The sequence below is a fragment of the Haloarcula rubripromontorii genome (assembly GCF_001280425.1).
GTDB lineage: Archaea > Halobacteriota > Halobacteria > Halobacteriales > Haloarculaceae > Haloarcula > Haloarcula rubripromontorii.
This window is the reverse complement of the sequence record NZ_LIUF01000013.1, coordinates 1-25,130: the sequence shown is the minus strand read 5'-3', so window position 1 is coordinate 25,130 and position 25,130 is coordinate 1. Positions and strand designations below refer to the sequence as shown.

Genomic DNA, 25,130 nt, shown 5'->3' with positions numbered 1-25,130 from the left:
CCCTTGAACAGGACGCCGTTACGCGCGCCGATAGCTGTCCCGACCATCGTCGCGGCGGGGGTCGCGAGCCCCAGCGCACAGGGACAGGCGATCAGGACGGCAGACGCGAACACGACGACGGCGAACTCGCTCACGCCGACGCCGGCCGGACCGCCCGCGGCCAGCCCCCACAGCGGGAGCGCGTCGACGACGGCGGCCAGCGTCTCCGGCGCGACCACCCACAGCACCGCCCAGAGGACGGCGTTGGCGATGACCGCCGGGACGAAGTACGCCGAGATGCGGTCGGCGACGTTCTGGATGTCTGGCTGGCGGGACTGGGCCTGCCGGACCCGCTCGGCTATCTGCTGGATGGCCGTCTCCGAGCCGACCTTCGTCGCCTCGATTTCGAGGACGCCGTTCTGGTTCACCGTCGAGCCGATGACCTCGTCGCCCTCGCCTTTCTCGACCGGGACGGACTCGCCGGTCACCATCGACTCGTCGACCGCCGAGTCGCCGTCGACGACGACGCCGTCCGTCGGAACCTTCTCGCCAGGTCGGACTTTCAGTCGGTCGCCGACCCCCACCTCGTCGATGGGAATCTCCGCCTCGCTGCCGTCCTCGTGGACGACGGTCGCCGTGTCGGCCTCCATCTCGAGCAGTTGCTGGATGGCGGCCCCGGCCTGACTTTTCGACCGGGCTTCGAGGTAGTTCCCGAGCGTGATGAAGACGAGAATCAGCGCGGCCGTATCGAAGTACAGCCCCGTGCTCGCTATCAGCCCGGCCAGCGCGGCCACTGAGTAGATGTACGCCGTCGAGGACCCCAGCGCGATGAGGACATCCATGTTCGCCCGGCCGTTGTTGACAAGCGCCTTGTAGGAGTTCTCGTAGAAGTGCTTGCCAAGCAGTATCTGCACCGGCGTCGCCAGCGCGAAGGCGACCCAGCCCTGTGGTACTCCCAGAACCGTCTCGCGGACGAGTCCGAGCGAGAACAGATGGTCCGCCATGAACAGCAAGAGCGGGGCCGAGAGAACCGCTCCGAACAGCGTGAGCCGAAGTTGTCTACGCGTCTCCTCGTTGCGCGCGGCGGCGCGGCGATCAGCGCCGGATTGCTCACCGCCATCGCTGTCGTCGGCGTTTGCACCCCCACTGCCCTCTCTTACGGGCGTGTAGCCGGCGGACTCGATAGCGTCGTAGAGGTCCGACCGCGACACGTCGGCCGGGTTGTAGGTGACCTGGCCCTCATCGGTAGCGTAGTTCACGCTGGCTTCGATGACGCCCGCGGTCCCCTCCAGCGCCTCCTCGTTGGTCTCCGCGCAGTTCGCACACGACATATCGGTGATGCCGATAGTCACTGTCTCCGTCGCCACGCCGTAGCCAGCGTCCTGTACGGCCGTGACGATGTCAGCTAGCGATACCACATCGGGGTCGTACTCGACGCTCCCCTCGTCGGTGGCGTAGTTTGCGTCGACGGATGTAATCCCGTCCAGTTCGCCCACCGACTCTTCGATGGTGCCCGCGCAGTTGGCACAGCTCATTCCCGTTAGTTCGAGCCGAGTGGTCCGGTTGCTCATCTTGTCTTACTGTACGCCCCCCGTATTCATGCGGTTTGTCCCTTTGATTCGAAGGTCAGGCCCGGCTGATATTTTCGAACCAAACTCGAATAGCCGATAAGATACTATTCTGAACTTCGCATTGCGCTCAGGCTCCTTCTTTGAGCGATTCGTACTGGTCGACGAACCGCTCGGCACAGGAGCCACAGCAGAAGTAGTACCGCTCCCCGTCGAGCGTGCGCTGTTCGCCCTCCTCGTCGACGGAGTTGCCACACTCCGCGCAGTCGGGCGCGAACTCCGCCGCACCTAGCCCGACGGTCCATTCGGTGTCCGCAATCATCCGGACCTCGTAGCGCTCCACGTCTCCGAGGTCGACATGTTCGGCGAGGAGTTCGCTCGCGTCGGCCTGAGAGACGTTCGCTACCAGTACTACCCGGCCACCGGCGGTTCGATAGACCCGCTCGACGGCGTCTGCGTCGCTGGCCGCTGTAGCGATGTCGGCGGCCCGACCCGGCTTCGCAGTGACTTCGAGCAGAACCGGCACGCCGGCCTGTAGCAGTGAACGGTCGATGTCGACGGTAAACCCCTCTATCAGGCCCATTTCGACGAGTCTGTCGACGCGGTCGGAAACTGCAGGGGCCGAGAGATCTACTCGCTCGGCAATGTCGCTGTAGGGCCGTCTGGCATCTTCGAGCAGCAGTCGGAGGATCTCGTGGTCCGTGTCGTCGAGTCCGGGCATATCGGACCAACTTCCAGCGCCGGTTTATGTGTTGCGTCCACCCGCGTCTGTGCCACAGAGCGGACCCCAGGCATGAACAGTTCAGCGGATTAGACTAGTCTAATATTGTAGTTAGATAGAAACTATTATATTCTTCTTCGATAGCAAGCCACACATGGAAACTAACCAACCCTGCGACGACCGGCCGTATAGCGTCACCCGCAGGCAGGCACTCGGTGCCGGAGCGGGAGCCCTCGCGACCGGCTTTGCCGGCTGTCTGACCGGCGGCGGGAGGGAAGCGGCATCGACTGATAGCGGCGGGACGGACGGTGCGGACGGGCCCGTTGCGGTCGCGTCGTTCTTTAGCTTCTACGACTTCGCCCGCAATATCGCACGCGGGACGCCGATAACGGTCAAGAACCTCATCCCGACCGGACTGCACGGCCACGGCTGGGAACCGGACGCCGGGATCACGCGAGATATCATCGACGCGGACGCGTTCATCCACGTCGGCCCGGACTTCCAGCCCTGGGCCGACCGCGCGATTCAAACGCTCAAAGACGACAACGTCGATACCGAACTCATCAACGTCCGCGAGGGTATCGAACTCGAATCACTCGCAGCGAGCCTCGACCGCGACGAAGAGGGCGTCGGACAGGACAGAGCCAGCGACCCGCATTTCTGGCTTGACCCCCAGCGCGCGAAACAGTCGGTCGACAACATCACGGAGGGGCTGGTCGCGCTCGCCCCGGACGCCGAAGACACGCTCCGAGACAACGCCGAGACGTACAACTCTGAGGTCCTCGACCGCATCGACGCGGACTACGCCGATATTTTCGACCGGGCCGACAGAAACGTGGTCCAGCTCGCGGCGCACAACGCATTCCAGTACATCGGGACGCGCTACGGCGTCGAGATGCGCCCGCTTGTGGTAAACCTCGCTGCCAGCGGTGACGTAAAGCCCTCTGACATCACTGAGGCGAAAGCGGTCATCGAGGACAACGATATCCGGTACATCGGGGCCGGTGTCTTCGAGACGCGCAAACCAGCGAAGCAGCTACTCGCCGAAACACCGGTCGAAGCCTACTACCCGGTGACGCCATATGCTGGCGTCCGTGAGGAGTGGGTCGAAAACGGCTGGGGATACGAGGAAATCGCCTACCAGATAAATATGCCGACGTTCGAGGTCGTTCTGGGCAACACGGCACCTGAAGACGCGGGTCCCGACGGCTGGAGCGAGAAGTGGCGGAACTTCGAGTAAAGATGGCCATGCGCTCACACCACCGAAACGATACCGACGAAGCAACGACCGAATCAAACGAGAGCAGGCCAGCAGTCGTCGAACTCACAGACGTGTCGTTCGGGTACACGTCCACGCCTGTCGTTGAAGACATCACTGTCAGCATCGACGCCGGAGAGTACGTCGCCGTTGTCGGCCCCAACGGGTCCGGCAAGTCGACGCTCATGCAGTTGCTGCTCGGCCTACTGGAGCCTGATAGCGGGACTGCAAAGCTGTTCGGCGTCGACGCGACGGCGTTTGACGACGGAGCCAAAGTCGGCTACGTCGCACAGCGCGCCGGGGCGAGCCGGGAGATGCCAATCACGGTCCGCGAAGTGGTGAAGATGGGCCGGTTCCCACACGTCGGGTTCGGTCGTCTCTCCGCGGCCGACTGGCGTATCGTCGACAGGGCCATCGATACAGTCGGGATGTCGGCCTTTGCCGACCGGCGAATCACCCAGCTCTCAGGCGGGCAGCGCCAGCGTGCGTTCATCGCCCGGGCGCTCGCGGGTGAGGCTGACCTGCTCGTGCTGGACGAACCGACCGTCGGCGTGGACACCGAATCGGTCGACGCCTTCTACGGACTGCTCGAATCGCTCCACGCCGACGGCATCACCGTCCTGCTTATCGAACACGACCTGCAGGCCGTCATCGACCACGCGGAGCGCGTCATCTGTCTGAACCGGGAGGTCTACTTCGACGGGCCATCGGCGGAATTTACCGACAGTGCGGCGCTGGCCAGAGCGTTCGGAACGGGTGCGCAGTCGCTGACCGGAGGCAACCGATGACGCTCGCGTTTGCGGCCGGCGGCGTCTACGAGGCGTTCCTTCCGGTCCTCGAAGCGTGGTACTGGCTTCTGGCACTGCTCTACCACCTGACCGGATTGGAGCTAATCAACCCCGAGTACACGTTCATGTACCGGGCGATACTGGTCGGGCTGTGTGTCGGCGTCATCGCGCCGTTGATCGGGACTTTTCTCGTCCACCGCCAGCTCGCCCTCATCGGGGACGCACTCGCACACACAGCCTTCGCCGGCGTCGCAGTCGGGCTGTTCCTCAACGCTGTCCTTGAACTGAGCGTTTCGCCGTATCTCACCGCTGTCGTCGTGGCCGTTATCGCGGCGCTGCTCATCGAACTCATCTCCGAGGCGACCGACGCCTACAACGACGTGTCGATGGCGATTGTCCTCTCGACGGGGTTCGCGCTTGGCACGGTCCTCATCAGCCTCAACGCCGGCGGGCTGGCCGTGGGCATCAATCAGTACCTCTTCGGTAACCTCTCGACGGTGTCTGCCGAGAACGCGGTCATCATGCTCGGGCTGTTCAGCGTCATCGTCGCAACGGTCGGGATCACCAGAAACCAATTACTGTACGTCACGTTTGACGAAACCGCTGCCGCCGTCTCCGGACTGCCGGTCGCCTGGTACAACCGGATTATGGTGATGCTGACGGCGCTCGTCGTCGTCGGTGCGATGCAGATCATGGGCGTCATCCTCGTCGCGGCCATGCTCGTCGTCCCGGTCGCCGGCGCGACGCAGGTGTCCCGGAGCTTCTCGGAATCGCTGCTGGTCTCGATTGTGCTGGCCGAACTCGCCGTCCTGCTCGGCATCGGTATCTCGTACTACGTCGGTGCGACAGCCGGCGGCGTCATTGTTCTCGTCGCAGTGGGGATCTACGTCCTCTCAGTCCTTGCCGGGAAAGCCCGACAGAGGGGCGCTCCGGATAAAAATCGGGATCTCGACAGCATCAGTCAGGACTGAGACCACTCACCAGCAGGGCCGCATCCGAAATGACGCGGCGCTTCTCAGACGCCCACCTGCGCCGCGATGGCCGAGACTATCGTTTCCCACAGCGAGAACCCCATCGTCACGCTCAGGGCGAAGTCCGCGGCGAAAAACAGGAACAGCCCTGCGCCGAGGAAGTGTGCTTTCCGCAGGTCGAAACGGTGGGTGAAACGGTGGAAAAACAGCGCGTTGACGAGGCTCACTGGAATGATGGCGAGCATCTCTCCGGTCCAGATAGCGCTGGCGTGGGCGCTGTACTGGGCGGCAAGCGTGATGGTGATGAGCTGGGTCTTGTCCCCGAACTCGCCGAAGGCCATCATCGCGAAGATGGGCAGGAAGCCGCCGAGCTTGTTGGGCACTTGCCAGTCGACGACGGGAACGCGAACGTCTAGCTGTCCGCCGTCAGTGGTGAAACCGGACGCGGGTTCCTGTTGCTCTGCGTCGGCTGCCGGGGCACTGCGGAGCAGCAGTATCGCAAACAGCAGGAACATCCCCGCGGTGAGGCTTTCGAGAACGATACCGGGTAGTACCGCCGTGATTGCGGAGCCGAACCAGATTTCCAGTGCCGTCCAGCCGGCGAAGGCGGTGCCCGCGGCGCTGACGACGAGGAACGGATTGAACCGCGTCGACAGGCCGGCGATGATGAACTGGACTTTCTCGCCGGGGAGGACCGCTAGCTGCGCACCGGCTGCTATCGCGACCACTGTCAGCCACGTCGCGTCGCTCACGCCTGGCTCACTCCGTCCTCGCCCTGCGTCTCCGGTGCGCGGACCTGAATCGCATCGGCGATATGGTCCGGAAGCGACACTGACGACCCGCTCTCTAGCTGGACCGTCACCATCCCGATGGGCGCGACTTCCTCGACTGTCAACACGGTCCCCGGCGTGATGCCGGCGTCGGAGAGATACGTGAGTTCGTCGGGGTCGCGGTCCCGGACACGTGCGACTTCGAGTCGCCCGCCTTCGCTGTGCTCTGACAGCGCCGTCGCGGACTCGTCTTCGAGGGGGTCGAGCGAGTCGCTGGGAATCGGGTCCCCGTGGGGGTCGAACTTCGGTTCGTCGAGGACCGCCGCAACTCGGCGTTCGAACTCCTCGCTGATGTGGTGTTCGAGCACCTCCGCTTCCTCGTGAACCTCGGCCCAGTCGTACCCCAACTGCTCGGTGAGAAACGTCTCGAGCAGGCGGTGATGGCGGATGATCTCCAGGGCGACCGTCTCACCTTCCGGGGTTGTCTGGACACCCTTGTACTTCTCGCGTTCGATCAGCCCGCGGTCGGCCAGTTTTTCCACCATACTGGTGACGGTCGGGGCGGTCACGTCCAGCATCTCGGCGATAGTAGACGGAGCAATCGGCGGGTCGCCGTCCCGCTCGAGGCGATAGATGGCCTTCAGATAATCCTCCATCTTGGCACTCAGCATACACCAAATTAGACGAATCTAACGCAAAAGATTGGCGGTTCCAACAATCGGGCGCACTATCCACGTCCGGCCGCCTGCTGTCACTCGTCGGCGGCGTACGTTTCTCGCCGGTTCCGGGTCAGGAGCCACAGGAATAGATAGCCGATGGCACCCAGAACGAACAGCGTCGCGGGGATGAGAAACGGTCCGAACGTCCGAACGAGCGTCTCGATCCCCGACAAGCCGACCATACCCTGAATAGGGACGTTGCCCTGATAAACCTCAAGGGTACGCGGAGACGGCGACCGACTCGCTCTCGGCAATCCTGTGAGTTGTGGCGCGAAACCGGTACCGCGGTCGGAGTCAGTGTGGGCTGCTTAGATGAGGTCCTGATCTTCGAGCGAGGCCATGACGTCGTCGACGAAGTCGTCGACACTCTCGTACGGGAATTCCCCGTTGAGTTTCGTGTTCAGTTCCATCGCTGTCATCGAGAAGTCACCGGACTCGAACTTCGTCGACGGACCGCCCGGAAGTGCCGGAACGAGGTCCATCGGACTGGAAATCGGGTAGTCTGCTTCCTCGAACGCATCAACGAACTGTGACCGGAGGTCTTCTTTGTCAACCATGGTCGGACGTTGTGCGAGTGTTATGATAAAAGGTTCGACATCGGTACACTTTCCCATTGTTTTGAGTTTATTCGAATCCTGCGCCGTTCTGACCATCGTGGTGCCGTCTCACTGTGTGAACGACTCCCGCTTGCGGTCGGCGAGACGGCCCCGGGCCACTCACCGGGTTCGACCCTCGTCGTTCGTATCGCGGCGGGCAAGCCGTTCGGCAGTCTCCCGGTCCGTCTCGACCCGCTGGTCGTGTTCGCTTCTGACCAGCGCGTACAGGGCCAGCGGTGCAATCAGCGCGAGTAACACGACCACGACGAACAGTCCGCTTACGGCGGCCATCGTCACCCGAGGAAGATATCCGCCAGGTCACTGCCAGCGGATCCGGTGTCACGGTATAGTTCAGAGTAGCCGCAGTTCGTACACGTGACGACTTGGAACTGGTTCGTCTGGATGTCGAACATCTTCGAGAGGCCGCCGCCGGTGGTCGAGATGCTACCCACGTCAGTGCCGGTGTGGCCGCACTTCGGGCACCCGCGGTCATCAGTGGAATGTGTGTCGGAGGGCATTGCACGCGGCTGTTCTCTCCCCAGCATAACAAATCTGGTGCCACTGTGACACGCACTCGGCCCCTTCTTAGTGAGCGCAGTTCGTTACTAGAATCTGTTATATGTTACACCTGTGGAAAACGAGGCGGGCGAACGTAATGGTGCACTATGCCAGTACCCACCCGCCTCAACGGAGGAAAACGGCCACGTTATTTGTTTGTTATGAATCCGTCTACTCCTGTGCTGTCTCAGTCGTCGGCGGGGATTGGCTCGCCGTGGGACACGTCGTCCCCGAGCAGGGCCATGAACTGCGCGAGCCACTCGGGATGGTCGGGCCAGGCCTGCCCGGTGACGAGGTTGCCGTCGGTGACCACTTCGTCGACCCACGAACACCCGGCGGCCTCACACTCTGCGCGACAGGCCGGATAGGACGTCATCTTGTACCCGTCCAGCACGCCGGCGGCGGCGAGAATCTGTGGCCCGTGACACAGCGCCGCGACGGGCTTGTCCTCCTCGAAGAAGTGCCGTACGGCGTCCAGCACCGCGTCGTAGGTCCGGAGATACTCGGGGGCGCGACCGCCGGGGACGACGAGCGCGTCGTAGTCGCTGGGATTCACATCGGCCATCGTCGCGTTGAGGACGAAGTCGTGGCCGCGGGACTCCATGTAGGTCTGATCGCCGCGAAAGTCGTGTATCGCTGTTTTAATCGTCTCTTCGGCCGCTTTGTCGGGACACACTGCGTCGACCTCGTGGCCGACCATCTGTAGCGCCTGAAACGGCACCATTATTTCGTAGTCTTCGCCGAAATCGCCGGCGATCATGAGGATGTCTTTGCCCATTGGAAACACCACTGAAGGTTACGATCGCAGTCAAAATAAATTCGCAGGTGAATTACCAATTCCGTGTCATACGTCGAGCGACGCCAGAACGCCCTCAATATCCGCCAGCGAGTCGATGACATAGTCGGGTGTCACAGCACTCCGTTCCAGCGACCGGTCGTTGGACACGCCGGTCCGGACGAGAACGGTCGTCATCTCGTTGCGCTCGCCCATTGCGATGTCCGTCTCCAGTCGGTCCCCGACGACCAGACAGTCCGCTGGCGCACAGTCCAATCGCTCCAGTGCCGCCTGGACGGCAATCTCTGAAGGCTTCCCGAGTATCCGGTCCGGGTCGCGTTCGATGACGCCAGCGACGGCGTTGATTATCGCCCCGGAGCCCGGAGCCGGGTCACCGTCTTCACCGGGGAACGTCCGGTCCGGGTCGGTTCCGAGGAAGACGGTGTCGTCGTCGACGGCCCGGAGCGCGTCGACCATGTCCCGGTAGTGGAAACTGTCCGTCCAAGAGGCCAGTAACACGTCTGTCTCGGCAGGGTCCTCGGCCAGCCGTGCCTCTGTCTCCGTGACCATGCTGTGGAGCGGCTCACTCCCGATGACGAACACGTCGTCACCCGCGTGAGACCCGTTGAGATACTCGCGGGTGACGACGCCGGAGGAACAGGCCTCGCCCTCGCGGGCGTCGACGCCCAGTCCCTGCAACCGCTCGACATACTCGCTCCCGTCGTGGATAGGGTTGTTCGAAAAAAAGCAGATTCCCAGGCCATGCTGCCTGAACGTATCGACTGCCGACGCCGCGCCCGGCAACAGCGTGTCTCCGTGGTACACCGTTCCATCCAGGTCGATGATAGCCCCCGCAACTGTCATTACCACTGCTCGGGTCCCAGCAGTGAAAAGTCCGTCTCAGTCGTGCAGTTCGACGCCTGCCACTTCAAACCGCGCCCCGCCGCTGTCACTCTCGGCCAGAGACACTTCCCAGCCGTGGGCTTCAGCGACCTGTTCGACGATAGCCAGGCCGAACCCGGTGCCGTCCGTCGTCGACGAGTAGCCCATCTCGAACACGTCCTCAGCGTCGCCCTCGACACCTTCGCCGTTGTCTGCGATGTAGAACCCGTCGTCGGACTCCAGTAGTCCGACTTCGATTTCCACGTCGCCGTCGTTGTGCTCGATGGCGTTTCGGAACAGATTCGCCAGTAGGTCCTGTACACGCCCGCTGTCGGCGTTGAGTTCCGTGCTCGCCTCGACCGACATGGATGCCTGCTCAGCCTCGATCCATGTCCACGCGGTCGACGCAAGCGTCGACAGCTCTGTTTCCTGTGGGTCACTGACCGTCTGGCCTTGCCGCGCCAGCGTGAGCACGTCCTCGATGATACAGCCCATCCGGTCCAGCGACCGGTCGATCTTCGCGACCAGTTCGGCTTCCTCGCTATCGGCGGGCTCCTCAAGCAGGTCGACCGCGCCCTGAGCAACGTTCAGCGGGTTCCGCAGGTCGTGGCTGACGACGCTGGCGAACTCTTCGAGTCGCTCGTTCTGGCGTTCCAGCTCGCGCTGGCGTTCGACGCGTTCCGTGATATCGCGTGAAACCAACTGGAAGGTATCCGCCTTGCGGTGGCTGTCGACAGGGATGTACTGGTTGTGGTAATGTCGTCCCCCGACGGCGTCCTCTGAGCGCGTCGCAGTCCCGTTTTTGACTGTGCTTTTCCCGGCTTCGAGACGCTGGGTGGCCGCCTCGCTGTCCATCACGTCGCTCAGTTGCTTGCCGACGAGCGTGTCGGGGTCGCCACCCAGTCTGCGTGCCATCGAAGGGTTCGCTGAGAGGATGGTCCCGTCAGTCGTCAGGTGGACGATACCGTCCGGCGAGTCCGACACAAGCGATTCGAACTTCTTGCGGGTCCGCTCCTGTGAAACAACGTTCTCGATTCGGTTCGCTAGCCGACCGTACTGCTTGTCTTCGACGACTTCCAGTTTCAACAGGTAGTCGGCGACGCCCGCCGCGATAGCCGCGCTCGCCGTCTCTTCGTCTCCACGCCCGGTCAGCAAAATGAACGGGATAGACGGGTTCGTTTCTCTGATTGCTTCGAGCAGCTCCAGCCCGTCCATTTCGGGCATTTCGTAGTCACTGACGACGCAGTCAAACCCGCCCCCGTCAAGTCGTTCCAGCGCTTCCATGGCGCTGTTTGCAGCAACGGACTCGATGTCGTGTTGTTGCGTGAGCGTATCGGCGGTCATCTCCGCGAAAAAATCGCTGTCATCAACAACAAGCGTTCGTATATTAGTTTCAGCTGTCATATAGGCGGCAGGGTCCTTGTCCCCCCAACGGCCTGTCCGTACTTATATTTCAAGGGAGTCAGGTTGCCCGCAGATTCCGGCTATGGCGGTACCGGGAGGGCAATCGACACTCGAAGCGCCGGGCTGTGATGGACTAGCGGGTCCGAGTTAGGGGACGATACACCAACCAGTGAGAGGACAGATCCAATCACAGTGGCGTCAACGCGGTCGAGTCGCCACGGGTCGTGACCGACGCTGCCAACGAGGTGTGTCCCGAAGCGCCCGGTCGTAAAATATCGCTGCCGGTCGACGAGGAAGGAGGCCAGCGAGTCCGGCGGGATCGCCACTGGGTCACCACCGACTGTGTACCGGCATTCGAACAGCCGCCTGTCTCCGGCGTCAAGAACCCGGCGACGGTCAGCCGTTGAGAGCGTCCGCGGGACGGCATCACCAACGGTAATGCGAAATAGTTCCGAAACCGCTGTCGCTGTCCGTCTGTCGTCACCGAATAGCCCGAGCACACAGACCCCGCGCTGGCCGGTCGGGCCGCGAACGTAAGTTCGAACCGTGAGCAACTCCGACGGTCCGGCGACCTCGATGCCGAACGTTTCGACGCGGGTAACGGTCGCCGCGACGGCTGACACCCAGGCGTCGCCGTCGGCTGTCTCGACGGTGAGCCAGTCGGGGACCGCCGCTCGTACCGCTGCCTCGGAGACCGGCCAGTGACAGAAGCAGACGTCATCAAGCGTGACCTGTAGCGGACGGAGGGCGACCACATACCCATTGGGGCCGACACGCTAATCAGTGTACTGGGCAGCCCTGTCGAGCCGGTGGAGCCGACCCGCAGTCACTGGAATTTCGGCGCAGTAGTGGACGAGCGGGTCGCCGTCGGGCCTCTCAAAGCCCGACGCGGCGAACAGGCCGTTCGTCCGAATATCTGCCTGTCCTCTTTGGAGTGGCCACGGCTCGTGGTCGATATCGGCGTAATACACTGTCCCGTCGTCACTCGCGGCATAAAAGCGGTACCGCTCCACCAGGAACGACTCCACCGAGCCTGGTTCGGGCGTCGCCGGCGGTTCGGTCGGCTCGTATGTGGCGTGGAAATCCGCCGGCGGCGCGCGCGAACTGGTCCGACGGCTCCGGAACTCGACGCTGTCGCCGTCGGTCCGGACCTGCATCGACGCCCGGTAGTAGGACAACTGGAACAGCTGCCGTGCCAGCGTGACGCTGAGGCGGTCGTCGGCGTCGAGGTTGTAGAAGTACACCCCCGGCGTCCCGTCGGCGACCACGTAGGTCCGGAGATTCAGCTCGCCGAAAGATCGCCCAATCGGACTGCCTCGCGGTCTGATGTCTGCCATCTGGAACGGGACCACGCTGAGCCATGCCTGCCCGTCGTACGTGTCGACATCGAGCTTATCCGGCAGTGTCGTCTGGACGCTGTCGGGCTCGACCGGCCAGTGCATGAACCCCACGTCCCGCCACGTCATCGTCAGCAGGTCCATGTCTCTCTGTAGGGACCAGACGGGTTTTTGGCTGTCGTGGGGCGCGGTGACAGGCACCAATACAGGGGATCGATCACGCCGGCGCTAAAACTTTGTCAGTGCCGCTCCCAGCGTCGCGCATGGAGTTCGAGGTAATCCAGGGCGACATCGCTACACAGTCGGCGGACGCACTGGTCAACGCAGCGAACACGAGTCTGCGGATGGGCTCCGGCGTCGCCGGGGCGCTCAAGCGCGCCGCCGGGTCGGGCCTGAACGACGAGGCCGTCGCGAAAGGCCCAGTCGACCTCGGCGGTGTCGCCACGACCGACGCCTACGACCTCGACGCCGAGTACGTCATCCACGCCGCCGCGATGCCGCCGGGCGGCCAGTCAACCGCCGAAAGCATCCGGAGCGCAACCCGAAACGCACTGGCGGAGGCTGACGCACTGGACTGCGAATCGGTTATCCTTCCGGCCATCGGTTGTGGCATCGCCGGGTTCGACTTCGAGGCGGGTATCAGAAGTATCTGCACTGTTATCGACGAGTACCAGCCTGACTCTCTGACAGACGTGCGACTCATCGCTTACTCCGACGACGATTTTGCGACAATGCAACGGGTTGCGGCCGACGTTCGCGGCTGACTGTCCGCTACAGCAGGTGTATCCGCCCGGCACGCCACTCCCAGGCGAGTTCCAGTGCAATCCAGCAGACGAGCCATATCGCAGCGAAACTAAACACCAGCCATGTCGAGCCGAGATATGACGTGGTGCCAGCGGTGGACTGGAGCCACGGATACGCTTGCACACCGACGATGAGCGTCGCGGCAAGTCCCAGTATCCCGGTCACGTAGTGTTCGATCGCGTTCCGTATCGGACAAACGCAGGCGTCACCGCCCGTCGGCTCCTCGAACGCCTCGTTGCTCGGCCCCCGGGCATTGGTCATTGTTACCTTTCCTCAACCTAGCGATTCATCATACAGCGTGTTAACCGTTTCGGCGGCTTACTCGTGACCTGACACCCGAACTGGCTCGTAGGGGTCTTCCAGCCACTCTACGTCACTCGGCGTGAGGTCGATCTCCAGCGCCGCGACTGCCTCTTCGAGGTGTTCGAGGCTGCTCGTCCCGACAATCGGTGCGTCGACCCACTCCTTATCGAGCACCCAGGCCAGCGCGATCTGTGCCATCGAGGCGTCGTACTCGTCGGCCAGTTCCTGCACGCGTTCGTTGATTTCGCGGCCGTTACCCTCGAAGTAGGGGTGTTCACGAGCGTAGTCGTCCGTCTCGCCCCGGACCGTCTCCTCGACCTGCTCGTGCGGCCGGGTGAGATACCCACGGGCCAGCGGGCTCCACGGCATGACGCCGACGTTTTCCTTCTCACACAGCGGCAGCATCTCGCGCTCCTCCTCGCGGTACAGTAGATTGTAGTGGTTCTGCATCGTCTCGAACCGCTCCAGCCCCTCGCGCTCGCTCGTCCGGAGCGCATCCGTGAACTGGTGGGTCCACATCGACGACGCGCCGACGTGCCGCGCCTGTCCCCGCCGGACCGCGTCGTCCAGCGCCCGGAGCGTCTGCTCGATGGGCGTGTCGTAGTCCCAGCGGTGAATCTGGTAGAGGTCGACGGTGTCCATCCCGAGCCGGGACAGCGAGTTCGACAGTTCCTGCCCGATGGCCTTCCGTGAGAGCCCGCCGGAGTTGGGGTCGTCCTCGTCCATCTGGAAGTACCCCTTCGTCGCCACGACCTGCCCGTCGCGGTCGTAGTCGTCGAGGACAGTTCCGAGAACGCGCTCGGACTCGCCCATCGAATACATATTGGCCGTATCGAAGAAGTTGATGCCGAGGTCGATGGCCCGCTCGATGACCTCGCGGCTCTCCGCCTCGTCGAGTACCCAGTCGCGCCACTCCGGGGTTCCGAAGCTCATACAGCCCAGACAGAGCCGGCTGACCTCCATGCCAGTCGACCCGAGTGTCGTGTACTCCATGCTCGGGTTCGCGGTCGCGCTGGCGAAAAAGGTTCGCCGTCGGTTACAGTGCCTCTGCCGCAATCCGTCCGACGTACAGCCTGGCCACGGCGTAGCCGGCAACCGCCAGCACAACCGCCCCGCCGACGTGGCCGTAGGTCAGTAAGGTCGGACTATCCACCGCAAGCTTCGCCACCGTCGTTGCCGGGTGTTCCGGGAGGACGACGGCCCCGCCAAAGAGGACGAGTGTGAGCACCGAGAACAGCAACTGCGCCGGGCGACGGTTCTGGAGCGTGATTCCCAGCACGACGCCGAGCGTCACGACGACGGCGGTGACGGCGGTGATAAACAGCAGAATCGCTGCCGGGTTCGAGACGGCGATACCGTTCGTCGACAGCAACGCGAGCCACAGGAGCGCCTGTGCAGGAGCAAGCAACACCATTCCGAGGGCTTTCCCGTCGATGATGTCGAGCAGCGACACCGGGGCCACGCGGAGTAGTTCCATCGTCCCGCGTTCGAGTTCCTCGGTGACGGTGTCGACGGCCACCGAACCGCTGATGAACGGCGGCAGGAACAGGAGCAACGGAATCAGGATGGTGTAGGTGAACCCGAAGTACTGGCTCGCGCTGACGGTGTCCGGGAGCGGCACAGGCGGCTGGTTGAGATACGGCGTCCGCTCCAGGCGCTCCTGTCGCTCTAGGGCGCTGAGGACCCGGCGCACTTCGACGACGATGAGCGTCGACCGGATGCTCCCTTCCGGCACACTAGCCGTGACCGCTATCCGCTCCCCCGGCCCGCGCGCCGACGGCACGTAATCACCACGCAGTATCGCGTCTACCCGGCGCTGGTCGAACGCCCGCTGTGCGGCGGTCCCGTTTTCGAAGGCGGTCACTGTGGTCCCGTCTTGTTCAGCGGCCGCGGCCACAAGTTCCTCCCGAGCATCGCCGGTGACGGCCATCTCCACCTCGCCGGCTGCGACCGAGCTCGGGTCGTACAGCGATGTGAGGCCGACGACGAGGAACGAGGAGAACCCTGCGACGAATAGTTGAATGAGCAACGCCAGCACGATGGTCTTCTCGCGGGACAGCGACCGGATGTCCCGCCGAGCGATGACGATTCGCGGGTCGCGCCAGACCGGGCGGTCTTCAGACAAGGGTACTCACCACCGTGAAGTTGTAGGCGAAGTGGACGACGATAGCCACAGTCAGGGCAGCGACGTAGGCCCGTCGCCCGCGGCTCGCGCCGACCGACGAGATGGCCGCTGTCACCGTGTGCAGCGCCAGTGGGAGCAGGAACAACAGGCCCGCGACCCACAGCGGCAGGCCGGCAGGCAGCGTTGCGCCCTGTAGCGCGGCTTCGCCGATAGGTAGGCTCTCTAAGTCGGACAGCCGTGCGATAAGCAGCCCTTTCTCCCCGATGAAGAAGCCGAGTCCGGAGAGTGCACCGATGCCGAGCGCCGACCGGAGCGTCCGCTCGTAGCGGGCGTGCTCGTAGCCGGCGTAGACGTGCAGGCTCTTGGCCACCTCCTCGATGACGACGATGACGCCGAGTACGAGTACGATGCCGAGCGACTGGTTCGTCCCGAAGACGTTCAGCGACACCGAATCGAGGACAAACAGGAACGCGATGGCTGCCAGTTCGCCGACGATGACCAGCGGCAACAGAACGACGCTCATCTTCAGCGCGCTCCGGCGAGTGCTGATACCGCCGGCCAGCGCATCGAGTACCTTCAGCGGAATCGGTCGCTGAGTGAACATGTCCTCCTCCCGGTAGAGACCAGCCCCCAGACCGAACAGGACCAGCCCGGTCAAAAGCGGTGGGGCCGTCGAGAAGACAAACGACGAGAGCCCGACCGGCTGGCCGGTGAGGTCCAGCACGACGAGCGTCAGCGGCGAGATGAGCGCAATCGGCGTCACGTCGGTGAAGATAGCCGGCACGAACGCGTAGGAGGTCAGCGTCACCGTGATTGTCACCGTCACGAAGGTCAGTTCCTTGAACGAGCGGGCGAACATCGCCCCGCAGAACGTCGCCGAGAGGAAGAGAACGACGAGCGGGACCACCGCAAGCACCGCGACGTAACTCCCCGCCGGCGCGATGTTCCCGAACCGTAGCGCCGCGGTGATGAGCGCCGCTACACCGACAGCGCCCGCAAGGTACGGGAGCGTCTTGCCGCCGATGATGTCGCCCCGCGAGGCTGGCGTCACCAGCAGGAGTTCACCGCGGCGGTTCAACCGTTCCGAGAGCATCGACGAGCCGTAGGCCTGGATGACGAAGTTCATCGGCACGATGTAGAGGAAGGCAAGCACGAGCGACTCGAAGGGGAACGGCGGCGAGATATCAGAGGGGGTGCCGCCCTGCACGTCGCCGGTCAGTCGTGCGCCGATAGCGCCGAGGTTCGCCCCGCTGCCCCCGGTGGTTCCGCCGGTACCGACGCCACTTGCCGTTGAGCCGCCAGTGCCGCTCGTACCTGAACCGTCACCACTGCCGCCAGTGCCCGTCCTATCGCTGTCCGAGGACTCGGTGCCCGACTCGCCACCGTTGCCGCCGCTTCGGGGATCAAACTGACTACTCCCCGACTGCTGCTCGTAGATGAGTGTCACAGAAACGGGAAACGCGGCGGTCTGGTTGTCGTCCCGGGCGAGTGTTCGGTCGTTGTACTGCGCCGTACTGTCGCGGAGTTCGGCCAGCGCCGCCCGCTCTTTGGCCGTCCGTGGAACGCTCTGGAGCTGGGTCCCCCGATACAGGAGTTCCTGCTGTCGTCGCTCGACGGCAGCGGGGTCCGGCTCTCGGATATCGAACGTCGGATCATCGGCCGCAACGCCGTAATACGGGCTGCTCTCGCCGACGCCGATCCGGTAGATGCCGTCGTCCATTCCCGCACCAGCACCGCCACTGACGGCTATCGCGGCGACCGCGCCCATTGCAATGAGGGACAGCGCCATCACGACGATGGTCCGCTTGTCGACGCCGCCGGCGTTTTTTGTCACCTCCCACTTCGCGACGCGCAGGAGTTTATCCAGTTGCATCTACTCCGCGTCCTCCTCGACGTACCGCGTGCCGCGGGTTCCGGCCTCGGCGACGTTGAGGAACACCTCCTCAAGGCTGGACTCCTCCGTTCGTATGTCGACTACGGCGCCGCCGTTTTCTTCTGCCTGTTCGCGCGTCGCTTCGACAGCGTCCATGCTCTCGACCACCCGCTTGTACGACCCGTTTTCCTGCACCCCGCCAGGCACGTCGACAGTCGTATAGACGTGATATCGCGTGTGACCGTACTCGGCCTGAAGTTCGTCGAGGTCGCCGCGGGCGACGATTTCGCCCTCGTTCATGATGACGACCCGGTCGCAGATAGATTCGACGTGAAAGAGATTGTGTGCAGAGAAGACGATGGTTTTGCCCTCCTTTGCCAACTGCTCGGTGAACTCGATGACGTAGTTCGTCGTCAGCGGGTCCAGTCCCGATGCCGGCTCGTCGTAGATGAGCACGTCGGGGTCGTTGATGAGCGAGCGGGCGATGGCGACCTTCCGTTTCATCCCCTTGGACATGTCGCCGAGCTTCCGGTCGCGGTGTTCGAGTTCGAGTTCGTCAAGCGTGTCGTGCATCCGTTCTTCGGCCACGTCCGGATTTACGTCGTAGAGATCGGCGAAGAACTGCAGGTAGGAGATCGGTGTCATCTCCTCGTACAGCGGCGACTCCTCGGGCAGAAAGCCCAGTTGTTGGCGCATCTCCGCGGTCTCGGTGTCGAGGCCCGCTATCTCGGCCGAGCCGCTCGTCGGCTCTAACAGGCCTGCGAGCATCTTCAGCGTCGTCGTCTTGCCGGCCCCGTTCGGCCCGATGATACCGAACACCTCGCCGCGGTCGACCGAAAACGAACTGCCCTGTACAGCGACGAAACCGCCGTACTCCTTTCGAATATCACGGGCGTCAATCATCTGGCGATTGGTTGTGAGTGAACTAACCTATACCTTGGCTCCGGCCTATTGCTTCTGATAATGGCACTCGAACTCGGCGCGAGCAGCGTCTCACTCGAACGAACACCGGACGGCCGACGCCTGCTCGTCCGGCACGATGTCGATGCGTCGGTCGACACTGTGTGGGATGTGCTGACTGACACCGACTGCTGGGCAGACTGGGGGCCGTCTGTCACGGCCGTCGAGACAGCGGACCGGTACATCACCGCGGGGACGACCGGTCGCGTTCGCGTCGCCGACGCGGTGTGGCTCCCGTTCGAGGTGACGGCGTGTGTACCGTACCGCTGGACGTGGACCGTCGCACGACTCCCGGCGACCGGACACTTCGCGGAAAAACGGGCCGATAGCTCTGCCGTTGTCGGGTTCGAGATCCCGCCGCTGGCGACCGGCTACGCCCCGGTATGTGCCCGAGCGTGCCAGCGGATCGCCGCGCTGGGAAAGCAACGCGAGGCGTAGGCGGGGCCGCCCCTCAGGCCTGTACTGGCGTCTTCGAGGGCGTGTAAGTGTCTTCCTCCGGGTCGTCCGTCCTCGTGATGTCCGTAATCTCGAAGCGCGTCCCGCCCCCGTCGCTTTCGGTCACGCCGATTTCCCAGCCGTGGGCTTCGACGATACGCTGGACGATTGCCAGCCCCAGCCCGCCTTCACCGTCGGTAGAAGTATAGCCGTCGTCGAGCACCGCATCACGCTTTTCGGGTGGAATTCCGGAGCCGTCGTCGGCGACGTAAAACCCACCAGATAGCTCGCCAACACGAATTGTCAGGTCAGCACTGCCACGTCCGAGGGTATCGTCGGACTTCAGACTGCCCGTGGAGCCATGATCCACGGCGTTGCGAAACAGGTTCTCGAACAGGTGACGGAGCCGATCCGGGTCGGCGTCGATGACGGCTGTTACTTCGTTCGCTAGCGTCGCATCCCCCGTCGGCACTGCCTCCCAGCAGCTATCGACCAGCTCTCCGAGATCAACGGGCTCCGTCTCGCTGATGACGTGTCCGCTTCGGGCCAGTGTCAGCGTCCGGTCGATGAGCGTTTCCATCCGGTCCAGCGCTGTCGCAGCCGTTTCTAGGTGTTCCGAGTCGCGGTCCATTCGTTCGAGTTCGAGCTGACCGGACGCGACGCTGAGCGGGTTCCGGAGGTCGTGTGCTACAACGGCCGCGAACTCGTCGAGGCGTTCGTTGCGCTGCTCGACAGCCTCCCGACGAAGCCGCTGTCGCTCGGCCTCGACGGCTCGTGAAATCGCCCGCGCTTCAAAGATGCCCGCGACCAGACCGCCGGAGCCGCCGACAGCAACCGCAAACAGTGCCCATCCGATATTCCACCGTAGCGACCCGGTCGACCAAGTCTGCATCATCAGGAGGTTCAATAACAGGAAACTGCTAAGCCCACCGGCAAACCAAACCCCGATCCGTTGATACCGTGACAAGGTGAGTTCTGAGTTCCCCAGCCAGAACCCCCCGACGATAATCACCGCGGCAAACGGGACGACTGCCAGCATACTGACTACGAAATCGGCCGTGAGAACGGCTGGAAGCCCAGCGTCAGAAAAATAAAAGTAATTGCCGACGATTCCAAGCAGGAGGCCCCATCCAACTGCCTGAATAATGGCTGGCAGGCGATCTGAGCGACGATCTGGGTCTGTCACTTCCGCATCGATTTGTTGGGTGGGAATTTACTGTTACTGGCCAACGGAACAGGCGTGTGTCGAGTCCCACGCGCTGCCGTCCACCGAACTGCTAACGTGGTCTGTGCTTCCCGAGAGTTACTATACCAACACAGTTCGGACGGGGATTGATGCTGCTACAGGCCCGTATTGGAACCAATGGGAGTGTCTGTTTGTCGATGACTGTCTGGCTTCGCGGTGACCACCTCGTCCGGCGGTCCGGTCCCGTCGCTCGACGGCCTGACGAACCAGTGCTTCTGATAGAATCGGAGGCGTTCGCTCGCAAGCTACCGTACCACCCACACAAGCTGATTCTGCTGTTCAGCGCGATGCGGCACTTCCGCGACGAACTGCGGGCCGACGGCCGACCGGTCCGCTACCAGCAAGCAGAGACCTTCGAGGACGGACTGGCAGCACATTTCGAAGCCACCCCTGACGACACGCTCGTCACCCACCGACCACAGACTGGGGCTGCACAGTCGCGTCTCGAATCGCTGGTGGCCGATGCCGGCGGAACCGTCGAGTTTGTCGCCGACGAACGCTTCCTCTGCTCACCGTCGCAGTTCGACGGCTGGTGCAGTGACGGTCGCTACCGTCACGAGGACTTCTATCGGTTCATGCGCCGTGAGACGGGCTACCTGATGGCGAACGGTGACCCCGTCGGCGGCGAGTGGAACTACGACGACCAGAACCGTGAGACGCCGCCCGACGAGTGGACCCCGACGGCCCCCCCGCAGTTCGAACCCGACGACGTGACCCGGGATGTCGTCGAGTGGGTCGAAACGACCTTCGAGGGAAGCTACGACGAACGGCCCTACGGCGGAGACTGGGCTGACCCGGAGCCGTTTCGCTGGCCGGTCACTCGTCGGCAGGCCGTCCGCGCGCTGGACCACTTCGTCACGAACCGACTGCCGGAGTTCGGGCCGTATCAGGACGCGATGCTGGACGACGAGTGGGCGATGAGCCACAGCCTGCTTTCCACGTCGCTCAATCTGGGACTCCTCGGCCCTGACGAGGTCATCGAACGCGCAATCGCCGCCTACGAGGACGGCGACGCGCCGCTGAACAGCGTCGAGGGGTTCGTCCGGCAGGTGCTGGGCTGGCGTGAGTTCCTCCGGCACGTCTACCGCCGGGAGATGCCGGACCTGAGCGAGGCGAACCAGCTCGGCGCGAGCGAGGCCCTGCCGGATTTCTACTGGGACGGTGACACCGACATGGCCTGTCTCTCCGACGTGGTCGACGGGGTCCGGGAGCGGGGCTACTCCCACCACATCGAGCGGCTGATGATTCTCGCCAACTTCGGGCTTATCTACGGCGTCGAGCCGGCGCAGCTGAACCGGTGGTTCCACGCCGGCTACGTCGACGCCTTCCACTGGGTGACGACCCCGAACGTGGTCGAGATGGGGCTGTACGGCGCGGGCGTGTTCGCCACGAAACCCTACGCCTCGTCGGCGAACTACGTGGACAAGATGAGCGACTACTGTTCGGGCTGTCCGTATTACAAGACGAAGACCACCGGCGACGGGGCCTGCCCGTTCAACGCGCTGTACTGGGACTTCCTCGACCGCAACGAGGACACGCTCCGGTCGAACCACCGGATGGGGCTGATGTATAGCCACGTCGACAACAAAAGCGACGAGGAACTCACGGAGATCCACGAGCGCGCCGCGGAAATTCGGGACATGGCGGCCGAGGGCGAACTCTGAGCGCCGCTGCGTCGTAACAGCGGTTCGGCTACTCTTCTGCCTCTGTGCCGTCAGTCGCCTGCCGCTGTCGCATTTCGTGGCGGGTGAACTGCGGTGACGACAGCGCCGGTCCGCGACTCCGGCGGAACGACCACGCGAGCACTCCGACCACCGCTGCGCTCCCGCCCAGTGCGAGGACTGCGGGCTGAAGCCCGCTCACGGTGTAGAGGTAGGCACTCACCGGCACGCCGGCGCTGGCGACGATACCGAGCAGGAGCCGCTTTGCGAGCACCCGGCTCAGTCCGTCGGAGTCTTCGAGGACGGTTTTGACGAGTAACTCTTCGCGCTCGACTCTGTCAAGTGTGTCCTCTACCTTCGGCGCTGTCCGCACTGCCGACCGGGTCGATGATGTCACCGCGTCCTGTAGCTCTGTTTTCACCCGCTCCCGGATGTCGTCCCCAGCGCCTCGCTCCATGACGTACTCCGAGATGATCTCGATGAAGTCGAACTCGGGGTCGAGCGTTCGACAGACGCCTTCGAGTACCGTCGTTACGCGGACCACCAGCGCGAGGTCCTGTGGCAGGCGCATCGGGAACTCGTACAGTTGCGTCTCGAACTGACCGACCAGTTGCTCGATTCGGTACTCGCTGATGTCCTCGCCGCGGAACTGCTCAATGACGATGTCGAAGGCCTCCCGCATCACGTCCCGGTCGGCCATCGGGTCCAGCGCCCCCATCGCCACGAAGGCGTCCATCACGCGGTCTACGTCGTCGGACGCCAGGCCGACGTAGAAGTCGAGGAGCTGGTCCCGCGTCCCGGGCCCGAGGTAACCGGTCATCCCGAAATCGTAGAAGACGAGCGTCCCGTCTGGCTGGACCGCCAGATTTCCGGGATGGGGGTCGGCGTGAAAGAGGCCGTCCTCGACGATCATCTGGATGTACACCTCCTCCAGCCGGCGGACCAGCGCCGGGCGGTCGATTCCCAGTTCGTCCAGCCGCTCCACGTCGTCGATTTTCACCCCGTCGAGATACGTCATCGTCAGCACGCGGTCCGTCGAGTGGCTCTCGACGACGTCCGGGATTGCGACATCGTCGTCGTTTGCGAAGTTGTCGCCGATCTCTCGGAGCATCCGCGCCTCGTGGCCGTAGTCCATCTCCCTGCGGACCGTGGTTGCGAACTCCTCGGTGAGGTTCTCCAGCGTGAACGCCTGGCCCGGGTCCGCGCCGTAGGTGAGTACCGGCAGCAGCGTCGATAGCACGCGCAGGTCCGACTCGACGCGCGTCCTGATGTTGGGTCGAAGCACTTTCACCGCGACCCGCTGGTCGTCGACGCGGGCCTCGTACACCTGCCCCAGCGAGGCCCCGGAAATCGCTGTGGTGTCAAAGTCCTCGAACAGCGCGTCGATGTCGTCGTCCAGTTCCCGTTCGATGACGGGTTCGATGGTCGCCCACGCGTCCGGCGGGACGTTGTCTTGCAGTTCCGAGAGCACGTCGACGTACGCCCGCGGCAGGGCGTCGGGTCGGGTCGACAGCATCTGCCCGAGCTTGATGAACGCCGGGCCGAGGTCGACGAAAGTGTCTTTCAGGTAGCGCGCGCGCCGCAGCCGTGTCTCGGGCGTCACCGACCGGGACCGACCGAACAGGAGAAACCGCTTGCGGTCACGGCCCCACTGCCAGAGCAGCGGGACGAACTGCCAGACGATGACGAGCGCCCGCCAGAGCGCCCGGAGCCTGACGCCGATGCCGCCCGGCTGTGACACTGTCTCTCCCGTCGGCTCGTCGACGACACGCTCCTCAGCAGTCACTGTTCGTAGATGAGACCCGGCGACAAATGAGTCTGCTGGAGACGGTCCCTGTCAGCGCCGGAGGAAGCTCAAGAGCCGGTACGCCGCATCCGGCGTGTACCGGCGGAATGCGAGGCTGTTCGCGAGAACGGACACGGACGAGGCGGCCATCGCGGCGGCGGCGAGCACTGGCTGAAGGAGTCCCAGCGAGGCCAGCGGAATCATCACCGTGTTGTACCCCAGCGCCCAGAACAGGTTCTGCTTGATCTTCTGGAGCGTGGCCTCGGAGATCCGGATGGCCTTCACCACGTCGGCGGGGTCGTCCCGGAGTAGCGTCACGTCGCCGGCCTCGATTGCCACGTCGGTCCCGGAACCGATGGCACAGCCGACGCTCGCGGCCGCCAGCGCGGGCGCGTCGTTGACGCCGTCGCCGACCATCATCGCCTGGTCGCCGTCGCTCTGGAGGTCGTCGACGGCGTCGGCCTTGTCTTCGGGGAGTACGTCGGCCATCACGTTGTCGGGGTCGATGCCGACTTCCTCGGCGACTGCGCGGGCGGTCCGCTCGTTATCGCCGGTGATGAGCCAGACGCCAAGCCCCCGCTCTCGCAGGCCGCTCACGGCGGCCGTCGCTGAGTCCTTGACCGTGTCGGCGTCGGCGACGATGCCGATGAGGCGGTAGTCCGGGTCACCGTCGCTGTCTTCTTCGGCCTCGTCAGCCAGCGCGACCAGCATTGCCGTCTTGCCCTCGCGTTCCAGCGCGTCCATCCGCTCCTCCGCCGGCGCGGTGTCGACGCCGGCCTCGGACAGCAGTTTCCGGTTGCCGACGAGGACGCGGCCGTGGCGCGTCGTCGCTTTCACGCCCTGACCGGGGACGTTCTCGAAGTCGTCGGGGTCCTCCACCTCGATGCCGCGCTCGCGTGCGCCCTCGACGATGGCCTCGGCCAGCGGATGCTCGCTGGCGCGCTCGGCGCTGGCGGCGACTTCGAGGACGAACTCTTCGGAGACTTCGTAGTCGGGCTTGAGCGTCCCGCCGTCCGCGGCGGGACCGACGACTTCCACGTCCGTGAGTTCCATCTCGCCTTGCGTCAGCGTCCCTGTCTTGTCGAAGACGACGGTGTCGACCTCGTGGACGCGTTCGAGTACGTCGCCGCCCTTGAACAGGACGCCGTTACGCGCGCCGATAGCTGTCCCGACCATCGTCGCGGCGGGGGTCGCGAGCCCCAGCGCACAGGGACAGGCGATCAGGACGGCAGACGCGAACACGACGACGGCGAACTCGCTCACGCCGACGCCGGCCGGACCGCCCGCGGCCAGCCCCCACAGCGGGAGCGCGTCGACGACGGCGGCCAGCGTCTCCGGCGCGACCACCCACAGCACCGCCCAGAGGACGGCGTTGGCGATGACCGCCGGGACGAAGTACGCCGAGATGCGGTCGGCGACGTTCTGGATGTCTGGCTGGCGGGACTGGGCCTGCCGGACCCGCTCGGCTATCTGCTGGATGGCCGTCTCCGAGCCGACCTTCGTCGCCTCGATTTCGAGGACGCCGTTCTGGTTCACCGTCGAGCCGATGACCTCGTCGCCCTCGCCTTTCTCGACCGGGACGGACTCGCCGGTCACCATCGACTCGTCGAC

General features: G+C 63.9%; 27 protein-coding genes. 6 read left to right on the top strand and 21 right to left on the bottom strand.

Features of this window, described 5'->3' with window-relative positions:
- The coding region (locus tag AMS69_RS19255; RefSeq protein ID WP_155120014.1) for a heavy metal translocating P-type ATPase at window positions 1-1,550 on the bottom strand (1,550 nt) is incomplete at its 3' end.
- Between the two features lie 127 nt (window positions 1,551-1,677).
- Window positions 1,678-2,268: a winged helix-turn-helix transcriptional regulator gene (locus AMS69_RS19250; protein ID WP_053969648.1), complete on the bottom strand. Its 591-nt coding sequence runs from the start codon at window positions 2,266-2,268 to the stop codon at window positions 1,678-1,680.
- A gap of 154 nt (window positions 2,269-2,422) precedes the next feature.
- Here AMS69_RS19250 and AMS69_RS19245 point away from each other — a divergent pair, with 154 nt between their 5' ends.
- The 3 genes from AMS69_RS19245 to AMS69_RS19235 are packed head-to-tail and all read left to right on the top strand — an operon-like array spanning window position 2,423 to window position 5,285.
- Window positions 2,423-3,508 carry a metal ABC transporter substrate-binding protein gene (locus AMS69_RS19245; protein ID WP_053969647.1) on the top strand — a complete coding sequence of 362 codons (1,086 nt, stop codon included), beginning with the start codon at window positions 2,423-2,425 and terminating at the stop codon, window positions 3,506-3,508.
- 8 nt (window positions 3,509-3,516) lie between these two features.
- Entirely contained in the window at window positions 3,517-4,314 is a 798-nt protein-coding gene (locus tag AMS69_RS19240) for a metal ABC transporter ATP-binding protein (RefSeq protein ID WP_202904587.1), read from the top strand.
- Window positions 4,311-5,285, top strand: a complete 975-nt coding sequence (locus AMS69_RS19235; protein ID WP_053969645.1) for a metal ABC transporter permease — start codon at window positions 4,311-4,313, stop codon at window positions 5,283-5,285. Before AMS69_RS19240 ends, AMS69_RS19235 begins: the two co-directional genes overlap by 4 nt.
- Before the next feature lie 44 nt (window positions 5,286-5,329).
- Here the strand turns inward: AMS69_RS19235 and AMS69_RS19230 are convergent, their stop codons facing one another.
- From AMS69_RS19230 to AMS69_RS19190, 11 genes are all read right to left on the bottom strand, one after another.
- Complete coding sequence (locus AMS69_RS19230) at window positions 5,330-6,037, bottom strand: TMEM165/GDT1 family protein (protein ID WP_053969644.1); 708 nt, start codon at window positions 6,035-6,037, stop codon at window positions 5,330-5,332.
- A complete protein-coding gene (locus tag AMS69_RS19225; RefSeq protein ID WP_053969643.1) occupies window positions 6,034-6,726 on the bottom strand; it encodes a metal-dependent transcriptional regulator in 693 nt (230 codons plus the stop codon). Before AMS69_RS19225 ends, AMS69_RS19230 begins: the two co-directional genes overlap by 4 nt.
- An 80-nt stretch (window positions 6,727-6,806) precedes the next feature.
- On the bottom strand, window positions 6,807-6,956 hold the full coding sequence (locus AMS69_RS20805; protein WP_170083661.1) for a hypothetical protein: 150 nt from the start codon (window positions 6,954-6,956) through the stop codon (window positions 6,807-6,809).
- Window positions 6,957-7,082: 126 nt separating this feature from the next.
- Window positions 7,083-7,331 (bottom strand): MTH865 family protein, encoded by a 249-nt coding sequence (locus AMS69_RS19220; protein WP_004515677.1) that lies wholly within the window; start codon window positions 7,329-7,331, stop codon window positions 7,083-7,085.
- 159 nt (window positions 7,332-7,490) lie between these two features.
- A complete protein-coding gene (locus AMS69_RS20800; protein WP_170083660.1) occupies window positions 7,491-7,661 on the bottom strand; it encodes a hypothetical protein in 171 nt (56 codons plus the stop codon).
- A gap of 2 nt (window positions 7,662-7,663) precedes the next feature.
- The gene (locus AMS69_RS19215; protein ID WP_053969642.1) at window positions 7,664-7,888 is read right to left on the bottom strand and encodes a zinc ribbon domain-containing protein; all 225 of its coding nucleotides are present in this window, start codon (window positions 7,886-7,888) and stop codon (window positions 7,664-7,666) included.
- A gap of 227 nt (window positions 7,889-8,115) precedes the next feature.
- Entirely contained in the window at window positions 8,116-8,706 is a 591-nt protein-coding gene (locus AMS69_RS19210) for a DJ-1/PfpI family protein (protein WP_053969641.1), read from the bottom strand.
- 66 nt (window positions 8,707-8,772) lie between these two features.
- A complete protein-coding gene (locus AMS69_RS19205) occupies window positions 8,773-9,567 on the bottom strand; it encodes an HAD-IIA family hydrolase (RefSeq protein WP_053969640.1) in 795 nt (264 codons plus the stop codon).
- Window positions 9,568-9,603: 36 nt separating this feature from the next.
- A complete protein-coding gene (locus tag AMS69_RS19200) occupies window positions 9,604-10,989 on the bottom strand; it encodes a response regulator (protein ID WP_053969639.1) in 1,386 nt (461 codons plus the stop codon).
- An 80-nt stretch (window positions 10,990-11,069) separates the two neighbouring features.
- Window positions 11,070-11,744, bottom strand: coding sequence for a DUF2071 domain-containing protein (locus AMS69_RS19195; protein WP_053969638.1), 675 nt, complete (start codon window positions 11,742-11,744; stop codon window positions 11,070-11,072).
- Window positions 11,745-11,765: 21 nt separating this feature from the next.
- Window positions 11,766-12,470 (bottom strand): YqjF family protein, encoded by a 705-nt coding sequence (locus AMS69_RS19190; RefSeq protein ID WP_053969637.1) that lies wholly within the window; start codon window positions 12,468-12,470, stop codon window positions 11,766-11,768.
- A gap of 119 nt (window positions 12,471-12,589) precedes the next feature.
- Between AMS69_RS19190 and AMS69_RS19185 the strand changes: the two genes are divergently transcribed.
- Complete coding sequence (locus AMS69_RS19185) at window positions 12,590-13,090, top strand: macro domain-containing protein (protein WP_053969636.1); 501 nt, start codon at window positions 12,590-12,592, stop codon at window positions 13,088-13,090.
- A gap of 7 nt (window positions 13,091-13,097) precedes the next feature.
- Here AMS69_RS19185 and AMS69_RS19180 read toward each other — a convergent pair whose 3' ends face one another.
- Genes AMS69_RS19180 through AMS69_RS19160 form a run of 5 tightly spaced genes read right to left on the bottom strand, consistent with a single transcriptional unit; the run spans window position 13,098 to window position 18,334 of the window.
- A complete protein-coding gene (locus tag AMS69_RS19180) occupies window positions 13,098-13,391 on the bottom strand; it encodes a hypothetical protein (RefSeq protein ID WP_053969635.1) in 294 nt (97 codons plus the stop codon).
- Between the two features lie 57 nt (window positions 13,392-13,448).
- A complete protein-coding gene (locus tag AMS69_RS19175; RefSeq protein ID WP_053969634.1) occupies window positions 13,449-14,426 on the bottom strand; it encodes an aldo/keto reductase in 978 nt (325 codons plus the stop codon).
- Window positions 14,427-14,469: 43 nt separating this feature from the next.
- Window positions 14,470-15,558 carry an ABC transporter permease gene (locus AMS69_RS19170; protein WP_053969633.1) on the bottom strand — a complete coding sequence of 363 codons (1,089 nt, stop codon included), beginning with the start codon at window positions 15,556-15,558 and terminating at the stop codon, window positions 14,470-14,472.
- Window positions 15,551-17,431 (bottom strand): ABC transporter permease, encoded by a 1,881-nt coding sequence (locus tag AMS69_RS19165; protein ID WP_053969632.1) that lies wholly within the window; start codon window positions 17,429-17,431, stop codon window positions 15,551-15,553. The genes AMS69_RS19170 and AMS69_RS19165 overlap by 8 nt, the downstream gene beginning before the upstream one ends.
- Window positions 17,432-18,334, bottom strand: a complete 903-nt coding sequence (locus AMS69_RS19160; RefSeq protein ID WP_053969631.1) for an ABC transporter ATP-binding protein — start codon at window positions 18,332-18,334, stop codon at window positions 17,432-17,434.
- Window positions 18,335-18,394: 60 nt separating this feature from the next.
- Between AMS69_RS19160 and AMS69_RS19155 the strand changes: the two genes are divergently transcribed.
- Entirely contained in the window at window positions 18,395-18,829 is a 435-nt protein-coding gene (locus AMS69_RS19155) for an SRPBCC family protein (RefSeq protein WP_053969630.1), read from the top strand.
- 13 nt (window positions 18,830-18,842) lie between these two features.
- On the opposite strand, the gene AMS69_RS19150 is transcribed toward AMS69_RS19155, so the two are convergent.
- Window positions 18,843-19,865 (bottom strand): sensor histidine kinase, encoded by a 1,023-nt coding sequence (locus tag AMS69_RS19150; protein ID WP_053969629.1) that lies wholly within the window; start codon window positions 19,863-19,865, stop codon window positions 18,843-18,845.
- A gap of 344 nt (window positions 19,866-20,209) precedes the next feature.
- Here AMS69_RS19150 and AMS69_RS19145 point away from each other — a divergent pair, with 344 nt between their 5' ends.
- Window positions 20,210-21,736 (top strand): cryptochrome/photolyase family protein, encoded by a 1,527-nt coding sequence (locus AMS69_RS19145; protein WP_053969628.1) that lies wholly within the window; start codon window positions 20,210-20,212, stop codon window positions 21,734-21,736.
- Between the two features lie 28 nt (window positions 21,737-21,764).
- On the opposite strand, the gene AMS69_RS19140 is transcribed toward AMS69_RS19145, so the two are convergent.
- Both AMS69_RS19140 and AMS69_RS19135 read right to left on the bottom strand, forming a co-directional pair.
- Entirely contained in the window at window positions 21,765-23,519 is a 1,755-nt protein-coding gene (locus tag AMS69_RS19140) for an ABC1 kinase family protein (RefSeq protein ID WP_053969627.1), read from the bottom strand.
- A gap of 51 nt (window positions 23,520-23,570) precedes the next feature.
- On the bottom strand, window positions 23,571-25,130 hold a 1,560-nt coding region (locus AMS69_RS19135), incomplete at its 5' end, for a heavy metal translocating P-type ATPase (protein ID WP_155120013.1).